Annotated in this window: 22 protein-coding genes; 11 read left to right on the plus strand and 11 right to left on the minus strand. The window is 69.5% G+C overall.

What is annotated here, in order from left to right; genetic code table 11:
• Positions 1-203 precede the first annotated feature (203 nt).
• Both V6M45_RS13430 and V6M45_RS13435 read left to right on the plus strand, forming a co-directional pair.
• Positions 204-485: a hypothetical protein gene (locus tag V6M45_RS13430; protein WP_332657042.1), complete on the plus strand. Its 282-nt coding sequence runs from the start codon at positions 204-206 to the stop codon at positions 483-485.
• 83 nt (positions 486-568) lie between these two features.
• Positions 569-2,851 carry an NADP-dependent malic enzyme gene (locus V6M45_RS13435; protein ID WP_332657043.1) on the plus strand — a complete coding sequence of 761 codons (2,283 nt, stop codon included), beginning with the start codon at positions 569-571 and terminating at the stop codon, positions 2,849-2,851.
• A gap of 4 nt (positions 2,852-2,855) precedes the next feature.
• On the opposite strand, the gene V6M45_RS13440 is transcribed toward V6M45_RS13435, so the two are convergent.
• The 7 genes from V6M45_RS13440 to rsmI all read right to left on the minus strand — a co-directional run bounded on the left by V6M45_RS13440 (position 2,856) and on the right by rsmI (position 10,889).
• Complete coding sequence (locus V6M45_RS13440; protein WP_332657044.1) at positions 2,856-4,214, minus strand: AmpG family muropeptide MFS transporter; 1,359 nt, start codon at positions 4,212-4,214, stop codon at positions 2,856-2,858.
• 33 nt (positions 4,215-4,247) lie between these two features.
• Positions 4,248-5,792: a response regulator gene (locus V6M45_RS13445; protein ID WP_332657045.1), complete on the minus strand. Its 1,545-nt coding sequence runs from the start codon at positions 5,790-5,792 to the stop codon at positions 4,248-4,250.
• 79 nt (positions 5,793-5,871) lie between these two features.
• Positions 5,872-7,470, minus strand: coding sequence for a YifB family Mg chelatase-like AAA ATPase (locus V6M45_RS13450; protein WP_332657046.1), 1,599 nt, complete (start codon positions 7,468-7,470; stop codon positions 5,872-5,874).
• 288 nt (positions 7,471-7,758) lie between these two features.
• Positions 7,759-8,706, minus strand: a complete 948-nt coding sequence (gene gshB, locus V6M45_RS13455) for a glutathione synthase (protein ID WP_332657047.1) — start codon at positions 8,704-8,706, stop codon at positions 7,759-7,761.
• Between the two features lie 61 nt (positions 8,707-8,767).
• On the minus strand, positions 8,768-9,583 hold the full coding sequence (locus tag V6M45_RS13460) for a SirB1 family protein (RefSeq protein WP_332657048.1): 816 nt from the start codon (positions 9,581-9,583) through the stop codon (positions 8,768-8,770).
• Positions 9,580-10,020, minus strand: a complete 441-nt coding sequence (locus V6M45_RS13465; RefSeq protein WP_442880593.1) for a YraN family protein — start codon at positions 10,018-10,020, stop codon at positions 9,580-9,582. The genes V6M45_RS13460 and V6M45_RS13465 overlap by 4 nt, the downstream gene beginning before the upstream one ends.
• A complete protein-coding gene (rsmI, locus tag V6M45_RS13470; protein WP_332657049.1) occupies positions 10,017-10,889 on the minus strand; it encodes a 16S rRNA (cytidine(1402)-2'-O)-methyltransferase in 873 nt (290 codons plus the stop codon). The genes V6M45_RS13465 and rsmI overlap by 4 nt, the downstream gene beginning before the upstream one ends.
• 104 nt (positions 10,890-10,993) lie before the next feature.
• Here rsmI and V6M45_RS13475 point away from each other — a divergent pair, with 104 nt between their 5' ends.
• Complete coding sequence (locus V6M45_RS13475) at positions 10,994-11,200, plus strand: hypothetical protein (RefSeq protein WP_332657050.1); 207 nt, start codon at positions 10,994-10,996, stop codon at positions 11,198-11,200.
• An 11-nt stretch (positions 11,201-11,211) separates the two neighbouring features.
• Here the strand turns inward: V6M45_RS13475 and hemW are convergent, their stop codons facing one another.
• Both hemW and rdgB read right to left on the minus strand, forming a co-directional pair.
• Complete coding sequence (hemW, locus tag V6M45_RS13480) at positions 11,212-12,375, minus strand: radical SAM family heme chaperone HemW (RefSeq protein WP_332657051.1); 1,164 nt, start codon at positions 12,373-12,375, stop codon at positions 11,212-11,214.
• A complete protein-coding gene (gene rdgB, locus V6M45_RS13485) occupies positions 12,368-12,970 on the minus strand; it encodes an RdgB/HAM1 family non-canonical purine NTP pyrophosphatase (protein ID WP_332657052.1) in 603 nt (200 codons plus the stop codon). The genes hemW and rdgB overlap by 8 nt, the downstream gene beginning before the upstream one ends.
• Positions 12,971-13,495: 525 nt before the next feature.
• Between rdgB and V6M45_RS13490 the strand changes: the two genes are divergently transcribed.
• From V6M45_RS13490 to V6M45_RS13500, 3 genes are all read left to right on the plus strand, one after another.
• Complete coding sequence (locus V6M45_RS13490; protein WP_332657053.1) at positions 13,496-13,987, plus strand: DUF2975 domain-containing protein; 492 nt, start codon at positions 13,496-13,498, stop codon at positions 13,985-13,987.
• A gap of 65 nt (positions 13,988-14,052) precedes the next feature.
• Positions 14,053-14,313 carry a helix-turn-helix domain-containing protein gene (locus V6M45_RS13495; protein WP_324817542.1) on the plus strand — a complete coding sequence of 87 codons (261 nt, stop codon included), beginning with the start codon at positions 14,053-14,055 and terminating at the stop codon, positions 14,311-14,313.
• A complete protein-coding gene (locus tag V6M45_RS13500; RefSeq protein WP_332657054.1) occupies positions 14,310-14,855 on the plus strand; it encodes a Smr/MutS family protein in 546 nt (181 codons plus the stop codon). Before V6M45_RS13495 ends, V6M45_RS13500 begins: the two co-directional genes overlap by 4 nt.
• Here V6M45_RS13500 and V6M45_RS13505 read toward each other — a convergent pair.
• Positions 14,852-15,856: an adenosine kinase gene (locus tag V6M45_RS13505; RefSeq protein WP_332657055.1), complete on the minus strand. Its 1,005-nt coding sequence runs from the start codon at positions 15,854-15,856 to the stop codon at positions 14,852-14,854. The two genes, V6M45_RS13500 and V6M45_RS13505, sit on opposite strands and share 4 nt — an antisense overlap.
• Positions 15,857-15,984: 128 nt before the next feature.
• On the opposite strand from V6M45_RS13505, the gene V6M45_RS13510 reads away from it, so the two are divergent.
• Entirely contained in the window at positions 15,985-16,695 is a 711-nt protein-coding gene (locus tag V6M45_RS13510) for a DUF3108 domain-containing protein (RefSeq protein ID WP_332657056.1), read from the plus strand.
• A complete protein-coding gene (locus V6M45_RS13515) occupies positions 16,692-17,561 on the plus strand; it encodes an ATP-grasp domain-containing protein (protein WP_332657057.1) in 870 nt (289 codons plus the stop codon). The genes V6M45_RS13510 and V6M45_RS13515 overlap by 4 nt, the downstream gene beginning before the upstream one ends.
• Here V6M45_RS13515 and nth read toward each other — a convergent pair.
• Complete coding sequence (gene nth, locus V6M45_RS13520) at positions 17,558-18,307, minus strand: endonuclease III (protein WP_442880594.1); 750 nt, start codon at positions 18,305-18,307, stop codon at positions 17,558-17,560. The genes V6M45_RS13515 and nth overlap by 4 nt on opposite strands.
• 180 nt (positions 18,308-18,487) lie before the next feature.
• Here nth and V6M45_RS13525 point away from each other — a divergent pair, with 180 nt between their 5' ends.
• Genes V6M45_RS13525 through V6M45_RS13535 form a run of 3 tightly spaced genes read left to right on the plus strand, consistent with a single transcriptional unit; the run spans position 18,488 to position 21,779 of the window.
• Positions 18,488-19,594, plus strand: coding sequence for an HlyD family secretion protein (locus tag V6M45_RS13525; protein WP_332657058.1), 1,107 nt, complete (start codon positions 18,488-18,490; stop codon positions 19,592-19,594).
• Complete coding sequence (locus tag V6M45_RS13530) at positions 19,594-21,186, plus strand: DHA2 family efflux MFS transporter permease subunit (protein ID WP_332657059.1); 1,593 nt, start codon at positions 19,594-19,596, stop codon at positions 21,184-21,186. The genes V6M45_RS13525 and V6M45_RS13530 overlap by 1 nt, the downstream gene beginning before the upstream one ends.
• Positions 21,186-21,779, plus strand: a complete 594-nt coding sequence (locus V6M45_RS13535) for a TetR/AcrR family transcriptional regulator (protein ID WP_332657060.1) — start codon at positions 21,186-21,188, stop codon at positions 21,777-21,779. The genes V6M45_RS13530 and V6M45_RS13535 overlap by 1 nt, the downstream gene beginning before the upstream one ends.
• Positions 21,780-21,841: the final 62 nt, after the last annotated feature.

The raw sequence follows: 21,841 nt of genomic DNA on the forward strand, positions 1-21,841 counted from the left end.
TCCGTCAAAGGCCCGGACGCAGGGCCGCCAGTCGGAGGGCGTGTGGAAAACGGCCGCGCGGGGCAGCCTGTCTCGTCGAAACGGTAATCACATTCTCAACCGGGCGAGGCCCGGCTGTCCCGCGCCCTCCCTGCCTTTCGCGGCCCGCGCCCCGGAAGACGATGACCCGCGCCCGCCGCCCAGCCCCTGACCCCGGAGCCCCCATGAGAGCCCGCCGCCCCGCCCGCCTCCGTCGCCGCGACGCCTTCTACCGCGCCGTCCAGCGCCTGCGCCTCGAGCGGATCGCCGAGGGCTCGCTCGCGCCGCGCTTGGCCCGCGAGCACTATTTCCTCTGGACCCTGCGGTCGCGGGGACGGGCGGACTACGCCGACTTCATCCTGCCAAGCCTGCTGTTCCTGGCTGAATTCGAGCTCGACAGGCCGGACAGGCAGGTGGAGGCGCCGGCAAGCGCCGATCCCCCCGCCTCGGCCCTCGCCGCTCCCTGAACCGCCCCTCGCCGGTTGTCCCCCCGCGTCCCACGGCCTAGGAACAATCCTCCCGACCCGACCCTGCGGAAGCCTTCGCCGACATGCCCGACCTGACCGACAAGCAGACCTTCTCCGACGAGGACGCGCTGGAGTTCCATCGCAGCCCGCAGCCGGGCAAGATCTCCATGGCGCCGATCAAGCCGATGGCGACCCAGCGGGACCTGTCGCTGGCCTATTCGCCGGGCGTGGCCGTGCCGGTCCTGGCCATCGCCGCCGATGTCGACAAGGCCTACGACTACACCTCCAAGGGCAATCTGGTCGCCGTCATCTCCAACGGCACCGCCATCCTCGGCCTCGGCAACCTCGGCCACATGGCGTCCAAGCCGGTGATGGAGGGCAAATGCGTCCTCTTCAAACGCTTCGCCGACGTCGACAGCTTCGACGTCGAGGTCAAGACCACCGACCCGGACGAATTCGTCACCGTGGTCAAGAATATCGGCGACACCTGGGGCGGCATCAATCTGGAGGACATCAAGTCCCCGGAATGTTTCGAGATCGAGGCCCAGTTGCAGGATCTGCTGGACATCCCGGTGTTCCATGACGACCAGCACGGCACCGCCATCATCTCGACCGCCGGCCTGATCAACGCCGCCCATATCGCCGGCAAGAAGCTGGAGGATCTGAAGGTCGTCCTCGCCGGCGCGGGTGCGGCGGGTCTCTCTTCGATTGGTCTCATGAAGGCCGCCGGCGTGCGGCAGGAGAACACCGTCATCGTCGACCGCGACGGCGTCGTCTACAAGGGCCGTCCCAACATCGACCAGTGGAAGGCGGCCCACGCCACCGACACCCCGCACCGCACCCTGGCCGAGGCCATGGTCGGCGCCGACGTCGTCCTGGGCCTGTCGGCCAAGGGCGCGATCACCAAGGAGATGGTCGCCTCCATGGCGCCCAATCCGATCATCTTCGCCATGGCCAATCCGGATCCGGAGATCACCCCGGAAGACGTGCTGTCGGTGCGCTCCGACGCCATCATGGCCACCGGTCGCTCGGACTACGTCAACCAGGTCAACAACGTCCTCGGCTTCCCCTACATCTTCCGCGGCGCGCTCGACGTCCGCGCCCGCCGCGTCAACCACGAGATGAAGGTCGCCTGCGCCCAGGCGCTGGCCGCCCTCGCCCGCGAGGATGTGCCGGACGAGGTCGCCGCCGCCTATCGCGGACGCAAGCTGAAATTCGGCCGCGACTACATCATCCCGACCCCGTTCGACCCGCGCCTGATCTGGTACATCCCGCCGTTCGTGGCCCAGGCGGCCATGGACACCGGCGTGGCGCGCAAGCCGATCGAGGACATGGACGCCTACCGGACCCAGCTGCGCTCGCGGCTCGATCCGTCGGCGGCCCTGATGCAGAACATCTCCGGCGCCGTGCGCGCCGGGCCGAACAAGCGCGTCGTCTTCGCCGAAGGCGAGGAGACCGCCGTGATCCGCGCCGCCTGGGGCTTCAAACAGGCCGAACTGGGCACGCCGATCCTGCTGGGCCGCGAGGAGCTGATCCGCAAGAACGCCGCCGAGGCGGGGCTCAATTTCGACGACATGGGCATCGAGATCGTCAACGCCCGGGTCTCCGAGCGCAATGTCGAATACACCGACTGGCTCTACGAACGCCTGCAGCGCCGCGGCTATCTGCGCCGTGACGTGCAGCGGATGATCAACCAGGACCGCAACTATTTCGCCGCCACAATGTGCGCCCGCGGCCAGGCCGACTGCATGGTCACCGGCGTCACCCGCAACTTCAACATGGTGCTCAAGGAGGTCCGCCGCGTCCTCGACGTCCGTGAACGGATGATCGGCCTGTCGGTCCTGCTGGCCAAGGGCCGCACCCTGTTCGTCGCCGACACCTCGATCCATGAACTGCCGGGGGCCGAGGACCTCGCCGACATCGCCGTCCAGGCCGCCGCCACCGTGCGCCGGCTCGGCCGCAATCCGCGCGTGGCCTTCCTCAGCTATTCGACCTTCGGCAACCCGCCCGGAGACCGCGGCGAGATGATCCGCGAGGCCATCCGCATCCTCGACGCCCGGGGGGTGGATTTCGAATATGAGGGCGAGATGCCGGCCGATCTGGCGCTCGACCCCGAGGCCCGCGCCGCCTACCCCTTCATGCGCCTGTCCAAGGACGCCAACGTCCTGGTCATGCCCGGCATCCACTCGGCCTCGATCTCGACCCGCCTCATCCAGGCGCTCGGCGGCGCCACCGTGATCGGCCCGCTGCTGGTCGGTCTCGAACGCTCGGTCCAGATCGTCTCCCTCGGCGCCTCGGTCAGCGAGATCATCACCGCCGCCACCTTCGCCGCCTATGAGGAAGGGGCGATCGGGGAGGAGGGCTGACGGGTCAGGTCACCCCGAGACGGGCCTTCAGGCGACGGTTCCGGCGATCCAGGATCCAGCACAGGACGACCGCCGGAACGCCCACCAAGGCTGTGCCTGCAAAGAACAGGGCATAGGCGGTCATCAGGGGATAGCCTTGCTCCAGTCCCTCCACCACCACGCCCGAGAAGCCCTTCAGGAATTTGCCGAGCAGGGCGTAGAACGAACTGAGCAGGGCGTACTGGGTGGCGGTGTAGCCGATGCCGGTCAGGCTGGACATGTAGGCGACCAGTGCGGCGCCCGCGAAGCCCTCGGAGAAATTCTCGACGAACAGGACGCCGGCGAACATCGGCGTCGACAGGCCGGCCATGGCCATCACGGTGTAGCCCAGGTTCGACATCGGACCGATGAGAGCGCCGATCAGCAGCGTCGCGCCAAAGCCGAAACGCACCGCGCTCAATCCTCCCGCCGCGATGCCGACGAAGGCCGCGACCAGCCCGACGCTCAGCCGCATGGCGCCGATCGCCTCCTTGGTCAGGCCCAGATCGATGTAGAAGGGCCCGACCATCGGCCCCATGACGAAGTCCGGCAGACGATACAGGCTGATGGCCGCGAGCATCAGAAAGGCCGCGGCCTTGTGGGTCTTCACGAAGTTGATGAACGGCCCGACCACGATGTCGAACATGCCGCGCGGGGTCCAGGGCCGTGCGCCGCCGGTGGCGACGGCGATCTCGCGACGGTCGACAGGCTCCTTCGCGAACAGGGTTGCGCCGATGGCGATGGCCATGGCCGCGCCCCAGATCGCATAGGCCCCGTTCCAGCCGAACCAGCTGGCGAAGAAGAGGATAAGCGCATTGCCTGCCAGAATCGCCGAGCGGTAGCCCAGCTGATAGGCCGAGGTCAGCAGGCCCATGTCCTCGTCGTTCTCGGCGCTCTCGATCCGCCAGGCGTCGACGACGATGTCCTGCGTCGCCGAGGCGAAGGCGGTGACCAGGGCCGCAGCGCCGAGCGCCGTCAGGCCGCCCTCCGGCCCGATGATCGCCATGGCGATCAGGGCGGCGCCGACCACCGCCTGGGACAGCAGCATCCAGCCGCGTCGCCGCCCCAGCCGACCCAGGAAGGGGACGTCGAACCGGTCCACTACGGGGGCCCAGATGAATTTGAAGGAATAGGCGAGACCGACCCACGAAATGAAGCCGATGGCCGACAGCGTCACATCGCCCTCGGCCAGCCAGATGCTGAGCGTGGCGCCGGTCAGCAGGAAGGGCAGGCCCGAGCCGAAGCCCAGCAGCAGGGTGATCAGGACGCGACCCTGGCCCAGCGCCCTGAAGACATCCCCCGCCCCCGCCTTGCGCGGCGCGGCTGGCGTTTTGCTGTCGGTCATCAGGCGTCCCTCGTGCGACGCCCCCCGGCGTCCCTATGCGGCTGCGACCTTGGCGCGGTCCGCGCTTTTCGTCCAGCGGGCCAAAGACGCCCGCAGCGCGTCGAGCTCCAGCGGCTTGACGAGGTGGTCGTCCATGCCGGCCTCGAGGCAGGCGCGGCGGTCCTCGGCGAAGGCGTTGGCGGTCAGGGCCACGATCGGCGTCTCGTCGCCGCGGGCGCGGATGGCGCGGGCGGCGCTGGGGCCGTCCATGCCGGGCATCCGCATGTCCATGAACACGAGATCGTAGCGGGCCCGCTTCAGCGCATCCAGGGCCTCATGGCCGCTGGCGGCGGTTTCGACGGCGCAGCCCTCGCGCTTCAGCAGGGTCGAGGCCAGCAGGGCGCCGACCGGGTTGTCCTCGACCAGCAGCACCCTGATGCCCGAGAAGCGGGTCAGGGCCACGCGGTCGTCCTCGGGCGGCGGCGGCGGCGGTCCGGGTTGCATCGTCTGCTGCGCACCCGAGGCGGCAAGCACCCGCTCGGCCAGCGAACCCCGGCGCAGCGGCTTGATCAGATAGCCGTGGAAGCCGGCCGACCGATAGCGCGCGATCAGGTCGCGCTCCGACGGCTTCAGCAGCACGATGGCGCGCCCGTCCGCCGGTCTGGGCACGAGGCCGTGGCCTGCCGGCCGGGCGGCGTGGTCAATCAGCACGACGGGAGCCTTGGTTGCGACCTTGCCGCCCGAAGCCTCAATCTGGGCTACGGCGGCGGCGCGCACGAAGGGATCGGGGCTGATCACGGCCACCGCCTGACCGGCCAGCGGCAGGCCACGCTCCGGCGCGCCCTTCGCCGCCGGGAACACGGCTTCGAACCGGAAGCGGGCGCCGGGCCCGTCGGGCCGGTCGACCACGCTGACCGTTCCATTCATGGCCGCCGCCAGCTTGCGGACCACCGCCAGGCCCAGCCCGGCGCCGCCGAACCGGCTGGCGTCAGAGGCGTCGACATGGCCGAACTCCTCGAAGATGCGGCCGCGCGCCTCGAGCGGCACGCCCGGGCCGGTGTCATCCACCAGGAAGGCCAGCCTCGGCGCCTTGATCGACCCGCCCGAGCGCTCGACGGTGATGCGGACCCCGCCGCTCTCGGTGAATTTCACGGCGTTTCCGGCGAGATTGAACAGCACCTGCCGCAGGCGGCCCTCGTCGGCCATGACGTCGACGGCTTCGGGCGCTACCGACCAGGCGATCTCCAGCCCCTTGTCATGCGCCTTCGGGCTCAGCAGTTCAGCCACGCCGCGCACCAGGGCCTCCAGATCGACCGGAGCGGAGTCGAACTCCAGTCGGTCAGCCTCGAGCCGGGCGTAGTCGAGCAGATCGTTGACGAGACCGAGCAGGTGTTCGGCGGAAGAGCGGGCGGCTTCGGCGTAGGCCCGCTGGGCCCCGTCGAGACGCGTGCGGGACAGCAGGCCGAGCATGCCGATGACGCCGTTCAGGGGCGTTCGCATCTCGTGGCTCATCAAGCGCAGGAACTGCTGTTCGGCGCCCTCGGCCGCCGGAGCGTCCGTGCTGGCCATGACCGGATCCGCCTTCGTCTTGCGCGCCATCTGTCACCCCTCTTGCGACATGAGCATGCCGGGGATGTCTTAAGGTCGGTTCAAGCGTGTGGGTTAAGGAAGTCTGAGGTCACCAGGCCGGCATGCCGCTCCGCCCTTCGGTTTGGCCTTCGTCGCGCCGCTCGAAATCCGCATGGGCGCCGACGGTCGAGCGGCGATGCACCAGGGCCTCGGCGATATGCCGTCGCAGCACGCCGTCGCAGCCGTCGAGGTCGGCGATGGTGCGGGCCAGCCGCAGGGTGCGCGTCCAGCCGCGGGCGGTCAGGCCGCCGGCCTCTCCGGCGCGCATCAGCAGGGCACGCCCGGCCTCGTCCGGCGTGGCGAAACGGTCCAGGGTCTCGCCCGAGGCGCGGGCGTTGACGGCCTGGTCGCGGGCCGTGTCCGGGTCGACGCCGGCGGCGCGCAGACGGTCCTCCTGCATGGCGCGCGCGGCCAGAACCCGCGCCGCCGCCTCGGCCGTGCCCTCCGCCGGCGGCGGCAGCGCCATGTCGGCGGCGGTCACCGGCGGCGTCTCGACGGTCAGGTCGATGCGGTCGAACATCGGTCCGGAGATGCGGTTCTGATAGTCGCGCTGACAGCGCGGGGCCTTGCCGCAAGCGCCCTTGCCGCCGCCGCCGAGGCCGCAGCGGCAGGGATTCATCGCGGCCACCAGCTGGAAGCGGGCCGGATAGCGGACATGCGCGTTGGCCCGCGCCACCACGATCTCCCCCGTTTCGAGCGGCTGGCGAAGCGAATCGAGGGCCTGGGCGCTGTACTCGGGCAGCTCATCCAGGAAGAGCACCCCATTGTGCGCCAGCGAGGCCTCGCCCGGTTTCGCGCGCAGGCCGCCGCCGGTAAGGGCCGCCATCGAGGCGGAATGGTGCGGCGCCCGGAATGGCCGGTCGCGGGTCAGGGCGCCGCGTTCGATCAACCCGGCCACCGACCAGACCATCGAGGTCTCCAGCAGCTCCTTCGGCGTCAGCGGGGGCAGCAGGCCCGGCAGGCGCGCCGCCATCATCGACTTGCCCGACCCCGGCGGGCCGACGAACAGCAGATTGTGCCCGCCGGCCGCCGCGATCTCGAGCGCCCGCTTGGCGCTCTCCTGTCCCTTGACCTCGTTCAGGTCCGGCACGCGATCACCGGACCGCATCGCGCCGGGCTCGGGCCGGCGCAGCACCTGCACGCCCTTGAAATGGTTGACGAGACCGATCAGCGAGCGCGGCGCCAGCACCGCCACCTCCCCGGCCCATGCCGCCTCTGGCCCGTTGGCCTCGGGACAGATCAGGCCCAGCCCCATGGCGTCGGCGGCGACGGCGGCCGGCAGGGTCCCGCCCACCGGTGCGATCTGCCCGTCCAGCCCCAGCTCGCCGACCGCCGCCCACCCCGCCAATGCGTCGGCCGGTACGACCCCCATCGAGGCGAGCAGGGCCAGGGCGATCGGCAGATCGAAATGGCTGCCTTCCTTGGGCAGATCGGCGGGCGCGAGATTGGCGATGATCCGCTTTGGCGGCATGGCCAGGCCGATGCCGGCGAAGGCGCCGCGGACCCGCTCGCGGCTCTCGGCCACCGCCTTGTCCGCGAGGCCGACGATCACGAAGGAAGCCTCGGCGGCCGACAGCTGCTGGACCTGAACGTCCACGCGCCGGGCGTCCACCCCCTCGAACGCCACCGTGACGACGCTGGCCACCATCGACCCCTCCCGCGATCCGTGAGAGAACAAACCATGAACCGAAACGGTTTACAAGAGCGACGTTCTTCGAACCTGGCGCGCCAAATCAGCTTCCGGCGCCAGCATCGGCGTCGGCGTCATCGGGGTCACGCGCTCCTCTCGAAGCTCGCCGCCAGCGCCTGTAGCGACGGCCGGCACGGCCTGCTGGCCTGCGCTGCGACGAAGGACAGCTTCAGGACCGGGACGATGCTCCGACGGACGCGACATGGAGAACGTCATTCCGCGATGGTTGAACAGCGGAGAGCGAACTCAGGCCGCGGCGCGCTTGCGCTCGATCACGTCCCACATCAGGGCGGCCGCATCGACGCCGGTGAAGCGCTTCAACTGCTGGGCGCCGGTGGGTGAGGTGACGTTGATCTCGGTCAGCCAGTCGCCGATCACGTCGATGCCGACGAAGATCAGGCCACGCCGTCGCAACTCGGGACCGATGGCGGCGCAGATCTCGCGGTCCCGGGCGGTCAGCTCGACCGGGGCGGCGGTGCCGCCGACGTGCAGGTTGGAGCGCACGGCGCCCTCGGCCGGAACCCGGTTGATGGCTCCGACCGGCTCGCCGTCGACCAGCAGGATGCGCTTGTCCCCTTTCGACACGGCGGGGATGAATTTCTGGATCACCAGCGGGTCGCGGGAGCCGACCGCGTGGATCTCGACCAAGGCCTCGAGATTGGGGTCGTCGGCCTTCAGCCGGACCACGCCCGATCCGCCCGCCCCGTGCAGGGGCTTCAGGACCACGTCGCCATGCCGCCGATGGAAATCGGCCAAGGCCACCACATCCGAGCTGATCAGGGTCGGCGGCTGCAGGCCCGGGAACCGGGTGACCAGCAACTTCTCCGGCGCCGAACGCACCTCGGTCGGGTCGTTGACCACCAAGGTCTTCGGATGGACCGTCTCGAGCAGATAGGTGGCCGTGACATAGGCCATGTCGAACGGCGGGTCCTGGCGCATCAGGATGACATCGACGTCGCCAGCGAGGTCCAGCCGGACCTCGTCGCCGAAGCTGACATGGTCGCCGGCCGTCGGCCGCAGCGTCACCGGGCGGGCCCGGCAGAACAGCCGGCCGTCCTCCAGCGCCAGGGTCCGGAAATCATAAACCCACACCGGATAGCCCCGGTTCTGGGCCTCCATGGCCTGCAGGAAGGTAGTGTCGGACTCGATGTTGACCGCCTCGATGGGGTCCATCTGGATCGCGACTCTCAACATGCCCTGTCCTTCCAAGCGGTCGAACCTTGGCTAATGGGCAGCGCGGGATGCGGACGCAACCCTAGTTCAGCTGCAGCCGCACCCGATCGACCGATATTCGCCGGTGCGCCTCGGTGGGATCATCCAGCGACCGGGCCCGCGACAGGGCCTCGAGCGCTCCCGCCAGCGCCCCCTGCTTCTCCCGCGCCGCGGCGACATCCAGCCAGGGACGGTGGTCCTCCGGGTCGAGCAGGGCCCGGCGCAGCGCCGAACGTTCGGCGCCCTCGAAATCCTGGGCGTGGATGGCGCGGCTGAAAAGGACGTTCTGCAGGCGCAACAGGGCCTGCCGGTCGCTGACCGGAGCCATCAGCACGTCGAGACGGTCGGCGACATGGGGCGTCAGCCCCGCCCTCAGCGCCCGCCGGGTCAGTTCGGACGGCAGCACGAGCCTGCCCTGGCTGAAGGGATCGAGGGCCACAGGGCCTTCGGGGGTCTCGACCCGCAACAGGAAATGGCCTGGAAAGTCGACGCCCTGAGCCCTGACGCCGGCGCGTCGGGCCGCGTCGAGGTAGAAGATCGCCAACGTCGCCGACAGACCGCGGCGGCGCTCGGCCACGTCGATCACATCGGTGTTGCCGGGATGGTCGTAGTTGAGCAGATCGCCATTCAGACGCAGATCGGACGCCATGGTCTCGGCCAGGGCCTCGTCCGGCCCCTCGCCGTCGACGCGTTCAGCCAGCCGTTCGGCCGCGTTGCGCGCCAGGGTGCGGACCGGCTCGGCGTCGCGGAAAGGATAGTCGTGGATGGCGCAGGCGATGGCCGCCTCCAGCAAGGGAAAAGCTCCATCGTCGGCCAGCCCGGCCTCAGCCAGCACTTTTTCGGCTTCGTCGCGCGTCACGCCCGCCCTCTCCCGAACGGCTCCACACCCTGACGATGGCGCGGAAGTCGGCCGGGAGCCAGCGCCACCATGTCGATCCTGAGCAGATGCCCGGCCAAGCTGGGTCTTTGGCGCAACACCGTCTGGCCGGCGGCCAGAAGCCGCTCATACTGTCTCGCCGACAGGGCCGCGAGCGCCAGCTCCAGCGTAGCGCGGCGCTTGACCTCGACCACCGCAAGGGTCCGGCCCCGCCGGGCGAGGATGTCGATCTCGCCCGCCCGGGTCTTGAGCCGAAACCCGAGCACCTGATAGCCCCGGCTCATCAGCAGGACCGCCGCGATCCACTCAGATCGATGCCCCAGCCGGTGCGACAGGGCCCCGAGGGAGACGCGCCAGCCCCTTTTGGTCACGACGACCCTCGGCGTCTTGAGGCGTTCCGGGGGCGCGGGGCGGGTCACCGGCCCTGCAACTCCAGCGCCCGTTTGTAGAGCGACTTGCGCGGCAGGTTCAGGGCCTTGGACACCTCCGCCGCCGCCTCGCCGGGCGGGAGGCGGTTCATGGCCTCCGTCAAGGCCGCGTCGGCGTCGGCGTCGGAGACCACCTCCATCTCGCCCGGCCCGACCACGATGACGATCTCGCCCTTCGGGGCCTGGCAGCGGGGGTCGGTGGCCAGTTCGGCGAGCGAGCCGCGCACGCACTCCTCATACATCTTGGTCAGTTCGCGGCAGACCGCACCGGGCCGGGGCCCCAGCACAGAAGCCATGTCGGCCAAGCTGTCGGCGAGGCGCGGGCCGCTCTCGAAAAAAACCAGCGTCTGGCGCGCCGTCCGCACCTCTTCCAGCGCCGTCCGCCGCGCACCCGACTTCGGAGGCATGAAGCCGGCGAACAGCACCCGGTCGGCCGGCAGCCCGGCGATACACAGGGCCGCCAGCAGGCTCGACGCGCCCGGGATCGGATGCACCGGCAGGCCCTCGGCGATCACCGCCCGCGCCACGACGAAGCCGGGATCGCTGACCAGCGGCGTGCCGGCATCGGAGACCAGCGCCACCACCGCGCCCTCGCGCAGCCGCTCGATGGCCACCTCCGCCGCCCGCGCCGAGGCGTGGTCGTCGCACCGCTCCAGCCTCGCCTTCAGCCCATAGGCCGACAGCAGCTTGCCGGTGACCCGGGTATCCTCGGCCAGCACCAGGTCAGCGGCGGCCAGCACATCCAGCGCCCGCAAGGTCATATCCCGCAGATTCCCGATCGGGGTCGCCACCAGGTACAGACCCGGCGCGACGGGGCGCGGGGGCGGAGCGGTCGGGGGAAAGGCGGACGGTTCGGGCATCGGCGGGACCGTGCCAGCCGGGCGGGGCGCACTCAAGGGGCCGTTGCCGCGGAGGGCCGAGGCTCACTTCCGGAACCTCCGTGCGGGGCGCGTGTTGAGCGCGCATGGCCGACAAGAAACCCGCCCTCGACGACCCCCGCCAAGGCCCCCTCAATCCGGCGGCCGGCGACGGAGTCGTGGTGGTTCAGGACCCACCTAACGCGGCGATGCACATGACGCCGGACGAGGCTGACATCTCCGGCATCCGCATGCTGGACGCGGCTGATCGCGCTCGAATCCCGCCGCGCTCCAGAGGCGCGAAAGAGAAGTAGGTCTCCCGGGTTCAGGCGAGCAGGGCTTTCAACACTCCGTCCAGCACCGGTCGACCCGTCGCGGTGGCGATGACCCGTCCGGCCCTCACCGTCAGGAATCCGTCGTCGACAAGGGCGGCGAGCGGGCCAGAGTCGACGAACCGGTCCAGCGCCGCCAGATCAGTCGACAGGACTCCCTCGACCGTGCGCAGGCCCAGCAGCACCCGCTCCTCGGCCGTGCCACGCAGATCCAGCGCCTCTCGCTCGGTCCACGGCGCCGCCACTTCGACGCCGGCGACATAGTCCCCGATCCCGCGATGCGCGATCGTCGCCGTCCGCACGCCTCCGAGCGTTAGCCGTCCATGCGCGCCTGGTCCGATGCCCAGATAGTCGCCGCCGCGCCAGACATGGAGATTGTGGGCCGAGCGGGCGGCGAGGCCCCGGGCGTGGTTGGACACTTCATACGCCTCGAACCCGGCCCGCTCGAGCACGGTTTGGGTGGTCTCGTACAAGATGGCGGCCGTCTCCTCGTCCGGCGGGGGCCAGGCGCCGCGGGCCACGGCCCGACCGAAGGCGGTCGAAGGTTCGATGGTCAGCTGATAGGGCGAGACATGCTCGAAGCCGAGATCCAGCGCCTCGGTCAACTCGGTGGCCCACCGCTCGACGGTCTGACCGGGTCGGGCGTAGATCAGGTCGATCGACAGCCGCCCGAACGCCCGCGCCGCCACAGCCACGGCCCGTCGCGCCTCGTCGGCGGAATGATTGCGACCGAGGAAGGCGAGGGCGGCGTCATCCAGGGCCTGCACCCCCATCGACAAGCGGTTGACCCCCGCATCCGCCAATGCCGCGAACCGGTCCGCCTCGGCGTCGGTCGGATTGGCCTCCAGGGAGATTTCGACCGGCCCGGCCGCGGGGAACAGGGCGCGCGCCCGCTCTATCACCGCCGCCACCGCCTCAGGAGCCATCAGCGACGGCGTGCCGCCGCCAAAGAAGATCGAGGCCAGCCGGCGAGGGCCCGTCACCGCCGCCTGAGCCTCCAGGTCGGCCAGCATGGCCCCGAGCAGCGCCGCCTGCTCCTCGCCCCGCCCCCGATCCCGAACCACGTTGAAGTCGCAGTACGGGCAGATGCGTGAGCAGTAGGGCCAGTGGACGTAGACGGCGACGTCCGTCCCGGGATCAGGGACCGGATCAGTCAATCAGCGCCGCCTTCAACTTCTCGAAGGCCCGCGCCCGGTGGCTGATCGAGTCCTTCAGCCGCGGGTCCAGTTCGCCGAAGGTCTGGTCGTATCCGTCCGGCATGAAGATCGGATCGTAGCCGAAGCCCCGGTCGCCGCGCGGCGGAAAGGTCAGCCGCCCCTCGACCCGGCCTTCGACCACCACCGCCGGGCCGTCCGGCCAGGCCACAGCGAGGGCTGAGGTGAACCACGCCCGCCGGTCATCCGAACCAACCTCTTCCAGCCGCTCCTCGACCTTGCGCATGGCCAGGGCGAAATCCTTGTCCGGCCCGGCCCAGCGGGCGGAGAATATGCCCGGCGCCCCGCCAAGCGCGGCCACGGACAGGCCGGAATCGTCCGCCAGCGCGACCTCGCCCGCCCGATCCGCCGCATGGCGCGCCTTGAGCAGGGCGTTGCCGGCGAAGGTGGTCTCGGTTTCGTCCGGTTCGGGCAGATTCAGCGCGCCCGCGGTGACCACCTCGTAATGTCCGCCCAGCAAGGCTTCGATCTCGGGAACCTTGCCGGGATTATGGGTCGCCGCGACCAGTCGCATCCCTTTGATAAGCTTCAACTTCATTCTGATCACGCGCCTGTAACGATCCATTGCCAAAGTTTAATATCGTTAAACGATATGTAACATGACTTCCCTCGGTGCACGGCCTATCTATTATCCCAAGGACGGACGCCGCGACGTTCCTTGATCCAAGGCAAAGATGCACGATCAATGCAGCGGTATAACGAAAGAAGGGAAAAATCATCCCTTCATGAGGATCGAGAGAGAACGACAATGAACACCATGAACGCTTCCTACTTCATCGAAAAGGTCGGCCACGGCGTGCTGAACGCCTTCCTGCTCGCCGCCCTGCCGACCGCGCTCGTCGCCACCCTCGTCCAGGCCCTGTGATTCTGCTTCTGCTCACCGGAGCTTTGACGATCTGCATGACAAACGCGATGTATAAGACCGCGCGTAGGTTCGCCGGACCCCGCGCGGCATTCGCGCCTGGACTTCCGGCCTGAACGAGGCCCCATGCGATTCCCGAAGACGACATCGCTCGGGATACGCACTTCCCTGCCCCGCCTGAGTCTGGTCTCGATTTCCAGTGTGGCGGGCACAGCCTGCACCGTCGCTTTCTGGGTCCTGACCGTAGGCGCGATCCTTATCCCCTCCGCCGTGGTGGCGTTGAAGGTCTTCGGCACCCCCGTGGTGACCGCCGGGACCGGTGAGGAGGCGATCGTGATCCCCCTGCCCTGGGCCTATGTGCTGCTGGTGGCGGTCGCCGCCTTCGCCTACCTGGCTACCTCCGCCCTGATATTCCGCCTGCTGCTGCGCATCGTCGCCACCCTGCGCGTGGGCGACCCTTTTCATCCGCTGAACGTGCGCCGCCTGCACCAGATCGGCGCGGCCTTCGCCTCGGTCACCCTCGGAGTCTGGGTCGGCCAGTTCCTCGTCGCCCGCTTCGTGCGGGGGGCCATGGCGGCCCCCAGCCTGTTCGACCTGATCACCCCCTCCTTTGCAGTCGTCATCATCGTGGTGATTGCCGAGGTCTTCCGCGAGGGCGCGCGCCTGCGCCGCGAATCCGAACTGACAATCTGAGTGGGCGCGCGGTCAGAAGGCTCCGCCCTTCTCGACCTGACGCGCGCCGGTTAAGAGACGATCCCATGGCTATCCGCGTACAGCTCGACCGCATTCTTCTCGAACGGCGCATGTCGCTGACCGAGCTGGCCGACCGCGTCGGCGTGACCCTGGCCAATCTGTCGATCCTGAAGACGGGCAAGGCGCGCGCCATCCGCTTCACCACCCTCGACGCCCTCTGCCGCGAGCTGAACTGCCAACCGGGTGACCTGCTGACGCAGACGCCAGGACCGCAGGACGCCGGTTCCGACGAGGATCCGGACGGGAACGCCCCCGGCACGACATGAGCCGCCGCGATGACCTGAGCCCGGAAGACCGCCGGATCTGGGCGCGGGTCACGGGCTCGGTGACTCCGGCGAAACCGAAGAAAGCCCTCCGCATCGTCCCCGGCGCCGTCGACCCGCGGCCGCCCGCTGCGCCGCTGGCGAAAGGCCTGGTCAAGGCCCGCGGCGTCGCCCCGCCTTACTCGCCGCAGGTCCCGACGCCGGCCCGGACCCGCGGCCTGCCAGAGGAACTGGAGCCTCGCCGGCAGCGCCGGCTGTCGCGCGAGCGCGATCCGATCGAGGCAAGGATCGATCTACACGGCTATGGCCGGTTCCAGGCCCAGGACGCCCTGACCGCCTTCCTGATCGGGGCCCAGTCGCGCGGTCATCGCTCAGTTCTGGTCATCACGGGCCAAGGCCGAAGAGGGGGCAGCGGCGTCATCCGCGCGTCGGTGCACGAGTGGCTGCAGAGCCCGGCGCTGCGGGGAGTGGTGTCAGGATTCGCCCCGGCCGCGCGGCATCATGGAGGCGACGGCGCGCTGTATGTGACGATCCGGAGAGCCTAGAGCCGCAGCCCCGCCGCCCTCGCCAGCTCCTCCAGCGATGTCATCGGCCGCGGTCCCCAATGAGTGATGACCTCGGCGGCCGCCAACGAGCCGAGCTTTCCGGCGTCTTCCAGCGGCAGGCCGCGGGCGAGGCCGAGCAGGAAGCCGGCGGCGTACTGATCGCCGGCGCCGGTGGTGTCGACCACCTTGTCCACGGGACAGGCGGCGACCTCGACCCGTTCCGCCCCACTCCCGCCGAACACCACCGAGCCGGCGGCGCCGCGCGTGACCGCGGCGGTCTCGACGATGCGGCCCAGATGGGCGGCGGCGGCGTCGAAGTCCTCGGTTTCGAACAGGGCGTGAAGCTCGGCCTCATTGGCCAGGACGATGTCGGCCGAGGCCTCGATGAAGGCCAGCAGTTCGGCCCGCCAGCGGTGCACCACGAAACTGTCCGACAGGGTGATGGCGACCTTCCGTCCGGCGGCGTGGGCGGCGGCGGCGGCGGCCTCGAAGGCGGCGCGCGCCGGGGCCGGGTCGAACAGATAGCCCTCCAGATAGACGATGGCCGAAGCCCCGATCAGGTCGGCGTCAATGTCGTCGACCTCGAGCTGGTTGGCGGCGCCGAGGAAGGTGCACATGGTGCGCTGGCCGTCGGGGGTGACGTTGATCATGCAGACGCCGGTGGCGGCGTTGGCCAGCGGCGGGGTCTCGAACTGGACCCCGACGGCATGGATGTCGTGGGTGAAGACGCCGCCCAGCTGGTCGTCGGCGACCTTGCCGATATAGGCCGCACGGCCGCCGAACGAGCCGACGCCGGCGACGGTGTTGCCGGCCGAACCGCCCGAGGCCTCGACCCCCGCGGCCATGGCGGCGTAAAGGGCGGCGCTCTGTTGCGCATCGACCAGCTGCATGGAGCCGGGCGTCAGGCCCTGGGCCTCCAGGAAGGCCGGGTCGCAGGGGGCGAGGACATCGACGATGGCGTTGCCGACGGCGCAGACGTCGTAGGAGGGGGTCTGGGTCATGAGCGCGGCCTTAGCGGGCGAGGGCCGCGAACGCCAGAGCCGGCGATGTCGCCCGCCACCTTGCGGAAGCTTCACTTGAGCCTCGCGCCCGGCGCGCGCAAATGGTCCGCCTCGTATTGGAGACGCCCATGCTGAGCCTGCTGATCGTCCTTTCATCCGTCCTTCTGCAGGACCCGTCCGCCCTTCCTGACGGACGCCGGCTCGCGGAGGGGCAGACCTGCTACACGCTGAACATGACGCGCGGTGAAGTCACGCGCCCGATCGGCGTGACCTGGCAGAGCGTCGAGCGGGCCACCCGTGACGGGCGCGAGGTGCTGGAGATCGTGGTTCACCAGTCGGTCAACGGCGGCGCTTTCGATATGCGCGACGAATTCGTGCTCGACGCGGCGACCCTGCGCCCGATTTCCCTGACCAACCGCCTCAAGGGCGAGGTGCATGTGCGCGTCGCCTATAGCGATGACCGGATCACCGGCGAGCGGACCGGCGACGACGGATCGGTGACGCCGATCGACGTGCCGCTGGAAGGTCCTGTGTGGGAAGGCAACCTCTTCGGCCTGACCTTCGCCGCCCTGCCGCTCGCCGAGGGCTCCGAATTCAGCCTGCCATACTGGCAGTACGACAAGAGCTTCGGGCGCTTCGCAGTCCGGGTGACGGCCTCCGAAACGGTCGAGACGGCATCGGGTCCGGTCGAGGCCTGGGTCGTTGAGGCAGCGCCGGATGAGAGCCCGCCCCTCCGATATTTGATCAGCAAGGATGGCCACCGCGAACTGGCCTACAGCGCCGCGCAAGGGTCGCAGACGCTGGGCGGCGACTGCTCGGCCCTGGAGCAGGCGCAGTGAGCCGCATCGTCGTCCTCACGCCCGATCCCGCCGACCCGTCCTACGCCGGTCAATGGCCTGGCGTGCTCGAGCGCCTTGCCGAAGCCCTGGCGACGGCAGGACTCACGATCGAGCCGACACCGTGGACCGACCACGTCGAGGACGCGTCCGGCCTGAGCGGTTATCCGGTAGTCCTGCCGCTGATCGTCTGGGGCTATCACCGCGACCACCGGCGCTGGATGCAGGCCTGTGAAACCTGGGCCGCGGCAGGCGTGCCGATGCTCAACCCGGCCGAGGTAATCGCGTGGAATTCCGACAAGGCCTATCTCGGTCGATTGGCTGAAAAGGGCGTGGCGGTCCCGCCGACCATCTGGGTCGATGGCGTGACCGAGGCCGACGTCGACGCCGCCTTCGACCGGTTCGGGACCGACAGGATCATCGTCAAGCCGCGCGTCTCGGGCGGGGCATGGAAGACCCTGCGCCTGTCGCGCGGCGGACGGCTGGCCGATGCGCCGGACGGGCCGGCGATGATCCAGCCCTATCTCCCGTCGATCGAGACGGAGGGCGAGACCTCACTGCTGTTTTTCGGCGGCCAACTCAGCCATGTCGTCAACAAGCGGCCGGTCGCCGGCGAATTCCGCATCCAGGTCCAGTTCGGCGGCCAGTATGTATCCCTGCCCGAGCCGCCGGCCGGCGCCCTGGCGCTGGCGGAGCAGACGCTCGCCGCCATCGACGAGGACCTGCTCTACGCCCGGATCGACATGGCGCGGGGCCGAGGCGGCGAATGGCTGCTGATGGAAGCCGAACTGATCGAGCCGGACTTCTACCTCAGCTCGGCGCCGGACGGCGGCCAGCATTTCGCAACGGCGGTGAAGGCGCGGCTCTAGATCGCCTCGCCCAGCGCCTGCAGCCCCGCCCGCGACGGGCACAGGTCGCTGATCACGCAGGCCGAGCATTTCGGCCGCCGCGCCGTGCAGGTGTAGCGCCCATGCAGGATCAGCCAGTGGTGCGCCTTGGGCAGCCAGTCCTCCGGTACGATCCGGTGCAGCTGAGCCTCGACCTTGTCGGGCGTGCCGGCGTTTGCCAGCCCCAGCCGGTGCGAGACGCGGAACACATGGGTGTCGACGGCGATCGCCGGCTCGATGCCCAGTTCGTTCAGCACCACGCTGGCGGTCTTGCGGCCGACGCCCGGCAGGGCCTGCAGCGCCGCGCGGTTCAACGGCACCTCGCCGCCGTGCTGTTCCAGCACGATCCGACTCAAGGCGATGACGTTACGCGCCTTGCCGCGATACAGGCCGATCGACGAGATGAAGGGGATCAGCCCTTCCTCACCCAGCGCCAGCATCGCCTCCGGCGTGTCGGCGACGGCGAACAGCCGGTCGGTGGCCTTGTTGACCGAGACGTCGGTGGCCTGGGCCGACAGGGCCACGGCGACCACCAGGGTGAAGGGGCTGGAGAAGTTCAGCTCGGTCTTCGGATCGGGCATCACCCGCGACAACCGCTCGAAGATCGCCTCGACCCGGTCTTCATCCGGCGGCCAGTTGAGCACGGGGAGGACCGCGCCGGTCATGACGGCGGGCCGCTTCGGCGTGGATTTCAGGCGGCGCGGGGCCGGAGCCTTGGGCGACTTCATGCTTCCTCGTCGCCGGGCGCCGGACCAGCGTCAAGGGCGAGCCGCGACTCCGAACGCGAGCGAGGGCTAACCGGCTGAAACACGACGTGTTGCGGCGCCGAACCCAGAATGGTTGATTTTTGGACAGTGTTGTCCATTTATGCCGCCGTTCCTCCCCGGACGCCTATTCCGAGCCGATCCATGACCCTGACCCCGACCCTGAAGAAACGTCTGCCCCTGATCGTCGTCGCCGTCGCGGGCCTCGCCCTGATCGCCGGCGGGATCGTCTGGTGGCAGGGCAAGCAGCGCTGGGAGGCCACCGACAACGCCTTCGTCGCGGCCGACACCACCGAGGTGAGCCCCCAGATCGACGGCTATGTCGTCGAGGTTCTTGTGGCCGACAACCAGCGGGTCGCGGCGGGACAGGTGCTGGTCCGGCTAGACGACGCCGATGCGAGAGCCAACCTCGCCGACGCCGAGGCCAATCTCGCAGCGCTGCAGGCCGGGGTCCAGAATGTCGACGCCCGCGCCATCCAGGAGCAGGCGGTGATCGCCAGCCGCGCCGCCGCCGTCAGCCAGGCCGAGGCCCAGGCCGACCTCGCCCGCCAACAGGTCGCCCGCTACGGCGCCCTGGCCGAAAAGGGCTGGGTGTCGCAGCAGCGCATCGAGACGGAGCAGGCCGGCGTCCGCACCGCCCAGGCGTCGGTCGCCGAGGCCCAGGCGGCCCTCGTCGCCGAACAGCGCGCTGCCCGCGTGCTGGGCTCGACCCGCGACCAGTCCGTCGCCTCGGTCGAACAGGCCCGCGCCGCCGTCGACAAGGCCCGCATCGCTCTCGAGCGCACCGTGATCCGGGCGCCTGTCTCCGGCGTGATCGGGGCCCGCGGCGTGCGCGTGGGCCAATATGTCCGGCCGGGCGGGGCCATCCTGTCGATCGTGCCGCTGGGCGACACCTATGTTGTGGCCAACTTCAAGGAGACCCAGCTGGGTCGGCTGCGCATCGGCCAGATGGTCGAGATCAAGGCCGACGCCTTCAAGGGCGAGTCCCTGACCGGCCATATCGACAGTTTCGCCCCCGCCACCGGTTCCGAATTCGCCCTGATCCCGGTCGAGAACGCCACGGGCAACTTCACCAAGATCACCCAGCGGGTGCCGGTCCGCATTCGCGTCGACCGCCGCGCGGGCGCGGCCCTGCGTCCCGGCCTGTCGGTCGAGGTCAAGGTCGATCTGAAGAGCGCGGGCACGGTCAGCTTCGCCGAAGCCGCCGTCGCGCCGGTGCAGACCGCGGCCGTCGCCTCGCCGGTGTCCTGATGACCGCCGCCGCCCCGCCTGCCGGCGTCGGCGCGCGGACCGCCGAAGAACCGCAGGTCAACTGGGCCATTCTGCTGCTCGGCTTCGCCGGCATGGTGATCGGCCAGTTCATGGCCATCCTCGACATCCAGATCGTGGCCTCGTCCCTGCCGCAGATCCAGGCCGGGGTGGGCGCTTCGGCCGACGAGATCAGCTGGATCCAGACCGCCTATCTGATCCCCGAAGTCGTGATGATCCCGCTGTCGGGATACCTGTCGCGCTTGTGGGGGACGCGCAACGTCTTCCTCGCCTCCTGCCTCGGCTTCATGGTGATGAGCGTAGCCGTCGGCCTGTCCGCCTCGGTTGAGCAGATGATCGTCTTCCGCGCCATCCAGGGCTTCGTCGGCGGAGCCATGATCCCGACCGTCTTCGCCGTCGCCTTCACGGCCTTCCCGCCGAAACAGCGGGTCACCGCCAGCGTCATCATGGGGCTGATCGTCACCCTGGCGCCGACCGTGGGGCCGACGCTGGGCGGACATCTGACCGAACAGCTGAGCTGGCGCTGGCTGTTCTTCATCAATGTGCCGCCGGGCCTGCTGGTGCTGTTCCTCGTCGGCCGCTACGCCAATTTCGACAAGGGCGATCCGTCGCTGACCAAGGGGTTCGACTGGTTAGGCCTGGGCCTGATGGCGACCTTCCTGATGAGCCTGCAGTTCGTGCTTGAGGAAGGGGCGAAGAACGACTGGTTCGCCGACGACCACATCCTGCTGCTTGCGGTGGTCGTGCTGCTGACCGGCCCGGCCTTCGTCTGGCGGGCGTTGAGCTACCGCAATCCGATCGTCGAGCTGAGGGCCTTCGCCAACCGCAACTTCATGGTCGGGGTGGTGATGACCTTCACCGTCGGCGCGGCCCTGTTCGGGGGCACCTTCCTGCTGCCCCTCTTTCTCGGCCGGGTGCGCGGCTATTCCTCGGCCGAGGTCGGCACGACCATGGTGGTGTCAGGCCTTGCCATGTTCGCCACCGCCCCCTTCGCCGGACGTCTCGTGCGTCTGATCGATCCGCGCATCCTGATGTTCACGGGTTTCATGATGTGCGCCTGGGCCATGTGGGACGCCCATGCGGTGACGACGGAATGGGCCTTCTGGGAGTTCGCCGGAGTTCAGGCCCTGCGCGGCGTCGGGGTGATGATGGCGATGATCGCCTCGCAGCAGGTGACCATGTCCACCCTGCCGCCCCATATGGTGAAGAACGCCTCGGGCCTGGTGAATCTGTTCCGCAACGTCGGCGGCGCCTTCGGCCTGGCGATCCTGAACACCTCCCTGACCACCAATACGGCCCTGCACATGAGCGAGCTGACCCAGAACATCACCAGCACCAACGCTGGCATGCTGGGCCTGCTGGCGGCCATGCAGGAGCGGTTCGCGGGCTCTCTGGACCCGGCCGGGGCCGCGATGAAGGCGGTATACGGCATGCTGAACCTCCAGGCGACGACCTTGGCCTTCGGCGACGCCTTCGCCATGCTGGCGATCGGCTGCGCCGCCGCCGCCTTCGTCACGCTGATGGCGAAGCCGGTGAAGGTCCCGGCCAACGCCCCGCCCGTGGAGGCGCACTGATGGCCCGGGTTCGCGGACAGGTCGACGAGACCAAGACCGAGGCGATCCTCGAGGCCGCGCAGGCCCTGTTCTCCGAACAGGGCGGCGGCGTCTCCATGGACGCCATAGCAAGGCGCGCCGGGGTGTCGCGCCAGACCCTCTACAACCGCTTTCCGTCCAAGCTGGAGATCGGACGGGCGTTGGCGGGCCGCCGCTCCGACGCCATCAGCGCCCCCCTGCGCGACGGCGGCGATCCGGAGACGGTGCTGACCACGCTTGCGGCCGTGCTGCTGGACAAGATCGTCGGCGAAGACGGCAAGGCGTCGATGCGCGGTGTCGCCCTGATGTCTCCGCATGCGCCGGAGGTGGCGCTGGCCATCTATGAGGCCGGTCCGCGCGAGAGCCTGCGGCGGCTTTCGGCATGGCTGGCGGAGCAGCACCGGACAGGCGCACTGGCGGTCCCCGACCCGGACGCGGCGGCCGAAATGTTCGCAGGCATGGTGCTTGGACACGGGCACCTCCGCGGCGTGCTGGGCGTGCCGCATCCGCCGTTCGACCGCGACACCCGCGCCGCCGAAACGGCCCGGCGGTTCCTGAGGGCGTTCGCCCCCTGACCTCGACGGGTGACGGACCCGAACGAAGCAGGTAGAGCGCGCATGGTTCCCGCCGGAGAGTG

The organism is Brevundimonas sp. (assembly GCF_036676055.1).
In the GTDB taxonomy this organism is placed as follows: domain Bacteria; phylum Pseudomonadota; class Alphaproteobacteria; order Caulobacterales; family Caulobacteraceae; genus Brevundimonas.

What these genes read in the sequence shown, in the direction of transcription:
- V6M45_RS13530 (WP_332657059.1), top strand. Translation starts at nt 19,594, where the DNA reads ATGACCGCCGCCGCCCCGCCTGCCGGCGTCGGCGCGCGGACCGCCGAA.
- V6M45_RS13505 (WP_332657055.1), bottom strand. Translation starts at nt 15,856, where the DNA reads ATGACCCAGACCCCCTCCTACGACGTCTGCGCCGTCGGCAACGCCATC.
- V6M45_RS13440 (WP_332657044.1), bottom strand. Translation starts at nt 4,214, where the DNA reads ATGACCGACAGCAAAACGCCAGCCGCGCCGCGCAAGGCGGGGGCGGGG.
- rdgB (WP_332657052.1), bottom strand. Translation starts at nt 12,970, where the DNA reads ATGAAGTTGAAGCTTATCAAAGGGATGCGACTGGTCGCGGCGACCCAT.
- V6M45_RS13445 (WP_332657045.1), bottom strand. Translation starts at nt 5,792, where the DNA reads ATGGCGCGCAAGACGAAGGCGGATCCGGTCATGGCCAGCACGGACGCT.
- V6M45_RS13435 (WP_332657043.1), top strand. Translation starts at nt 569, where the DNA reads ATGCCCGACCTGACCGACAAGCAGACCTTCTCCGACGAGGACGCGCTG.
- V6M45_RS13525 (WP_332657058.1), top strand. Translation starts at nt 18,488, where the DNA reads ATGACCCTGACCCCGACCCTGAAGAAACGTCTGCCCCTGATCGTCGTC.
- V6M45_RS13430 (WP_332657042.1), top strand. Translation starts at nt 204, where the DNA reads ATGAGAGCCCGCCGCCCCGCCCGCCTCCGTCGCCGCGACGCCTTCTAC.
- V6M45_RS13500 (WP_332657054.1), top strand. Translation starts at nt 14,310, where the DNA reads ATGAGCCGCCGCGATGACCTGAGCCCGGAAGACCGCCGGATCTGGGCG.
- V6M45_RS13495 (WP_324817542.1), top strand. Translation starts at nt 14,053, where the DNA reads ATGGCTATCCGCGTACAGCTCGACCGCATTCTTCTCGAACGGCGCATG.
- gshB (WP_332657047.1), bottom strand. Translation starts at nt 8,706, where the DNA reads ATGTTGAGAGTCGCGATCCAGATGGACCCCATCGAGGCGGTCAACATC.
- V6M45_RS13475 (WP_332657050.1), top strand. Translation starts at nt 10,994, where the DNA reads ATGGCCGACAAGAAACCCGCCCTCGACGACCCCCGCCAAGGCCCCCTC.
- nth (WP_442880594.1), bottom strand. Translation starts at nt 18,307, where the DNA reads ATGAAGTCGCCCAAGGCTCCGGCCCCGCGCCGCCTGAAATCCACGCCG.
- V6M45_RS13450 (WP_332657046.1), bottom strand. Translation starts at nt 7,470, where the DNA reads ATGGTGGCCAGCGTCGTCACGGTGGCGTTCGAGGGGGTGGACGCCCGG.
- rsmI (WP_332657049.1), bottom strand. Translation starts at nt 10,889, where the DNA reads ATGCCCGAACCGTCCGCCTTTCCCCCGACCGCTCCGCCCCCGCGCCCC.
- V6M45_RS13535 (WP_332657060.1), top strand. Translation starts at nt 21,186, where the DNA reads ATGGCCCGGGTTCGCGGACAGGTCGACGAGACCAAGACCGAGGCGATC.
- V6M45_RS13510 (WP_332657056.1), top strand. Translation starts at nt 15,985, where the DNA reads ATGCTGAGCCTGCTGATCGTCCTTTCATCCGTCCTTCTGCAGGACCCG.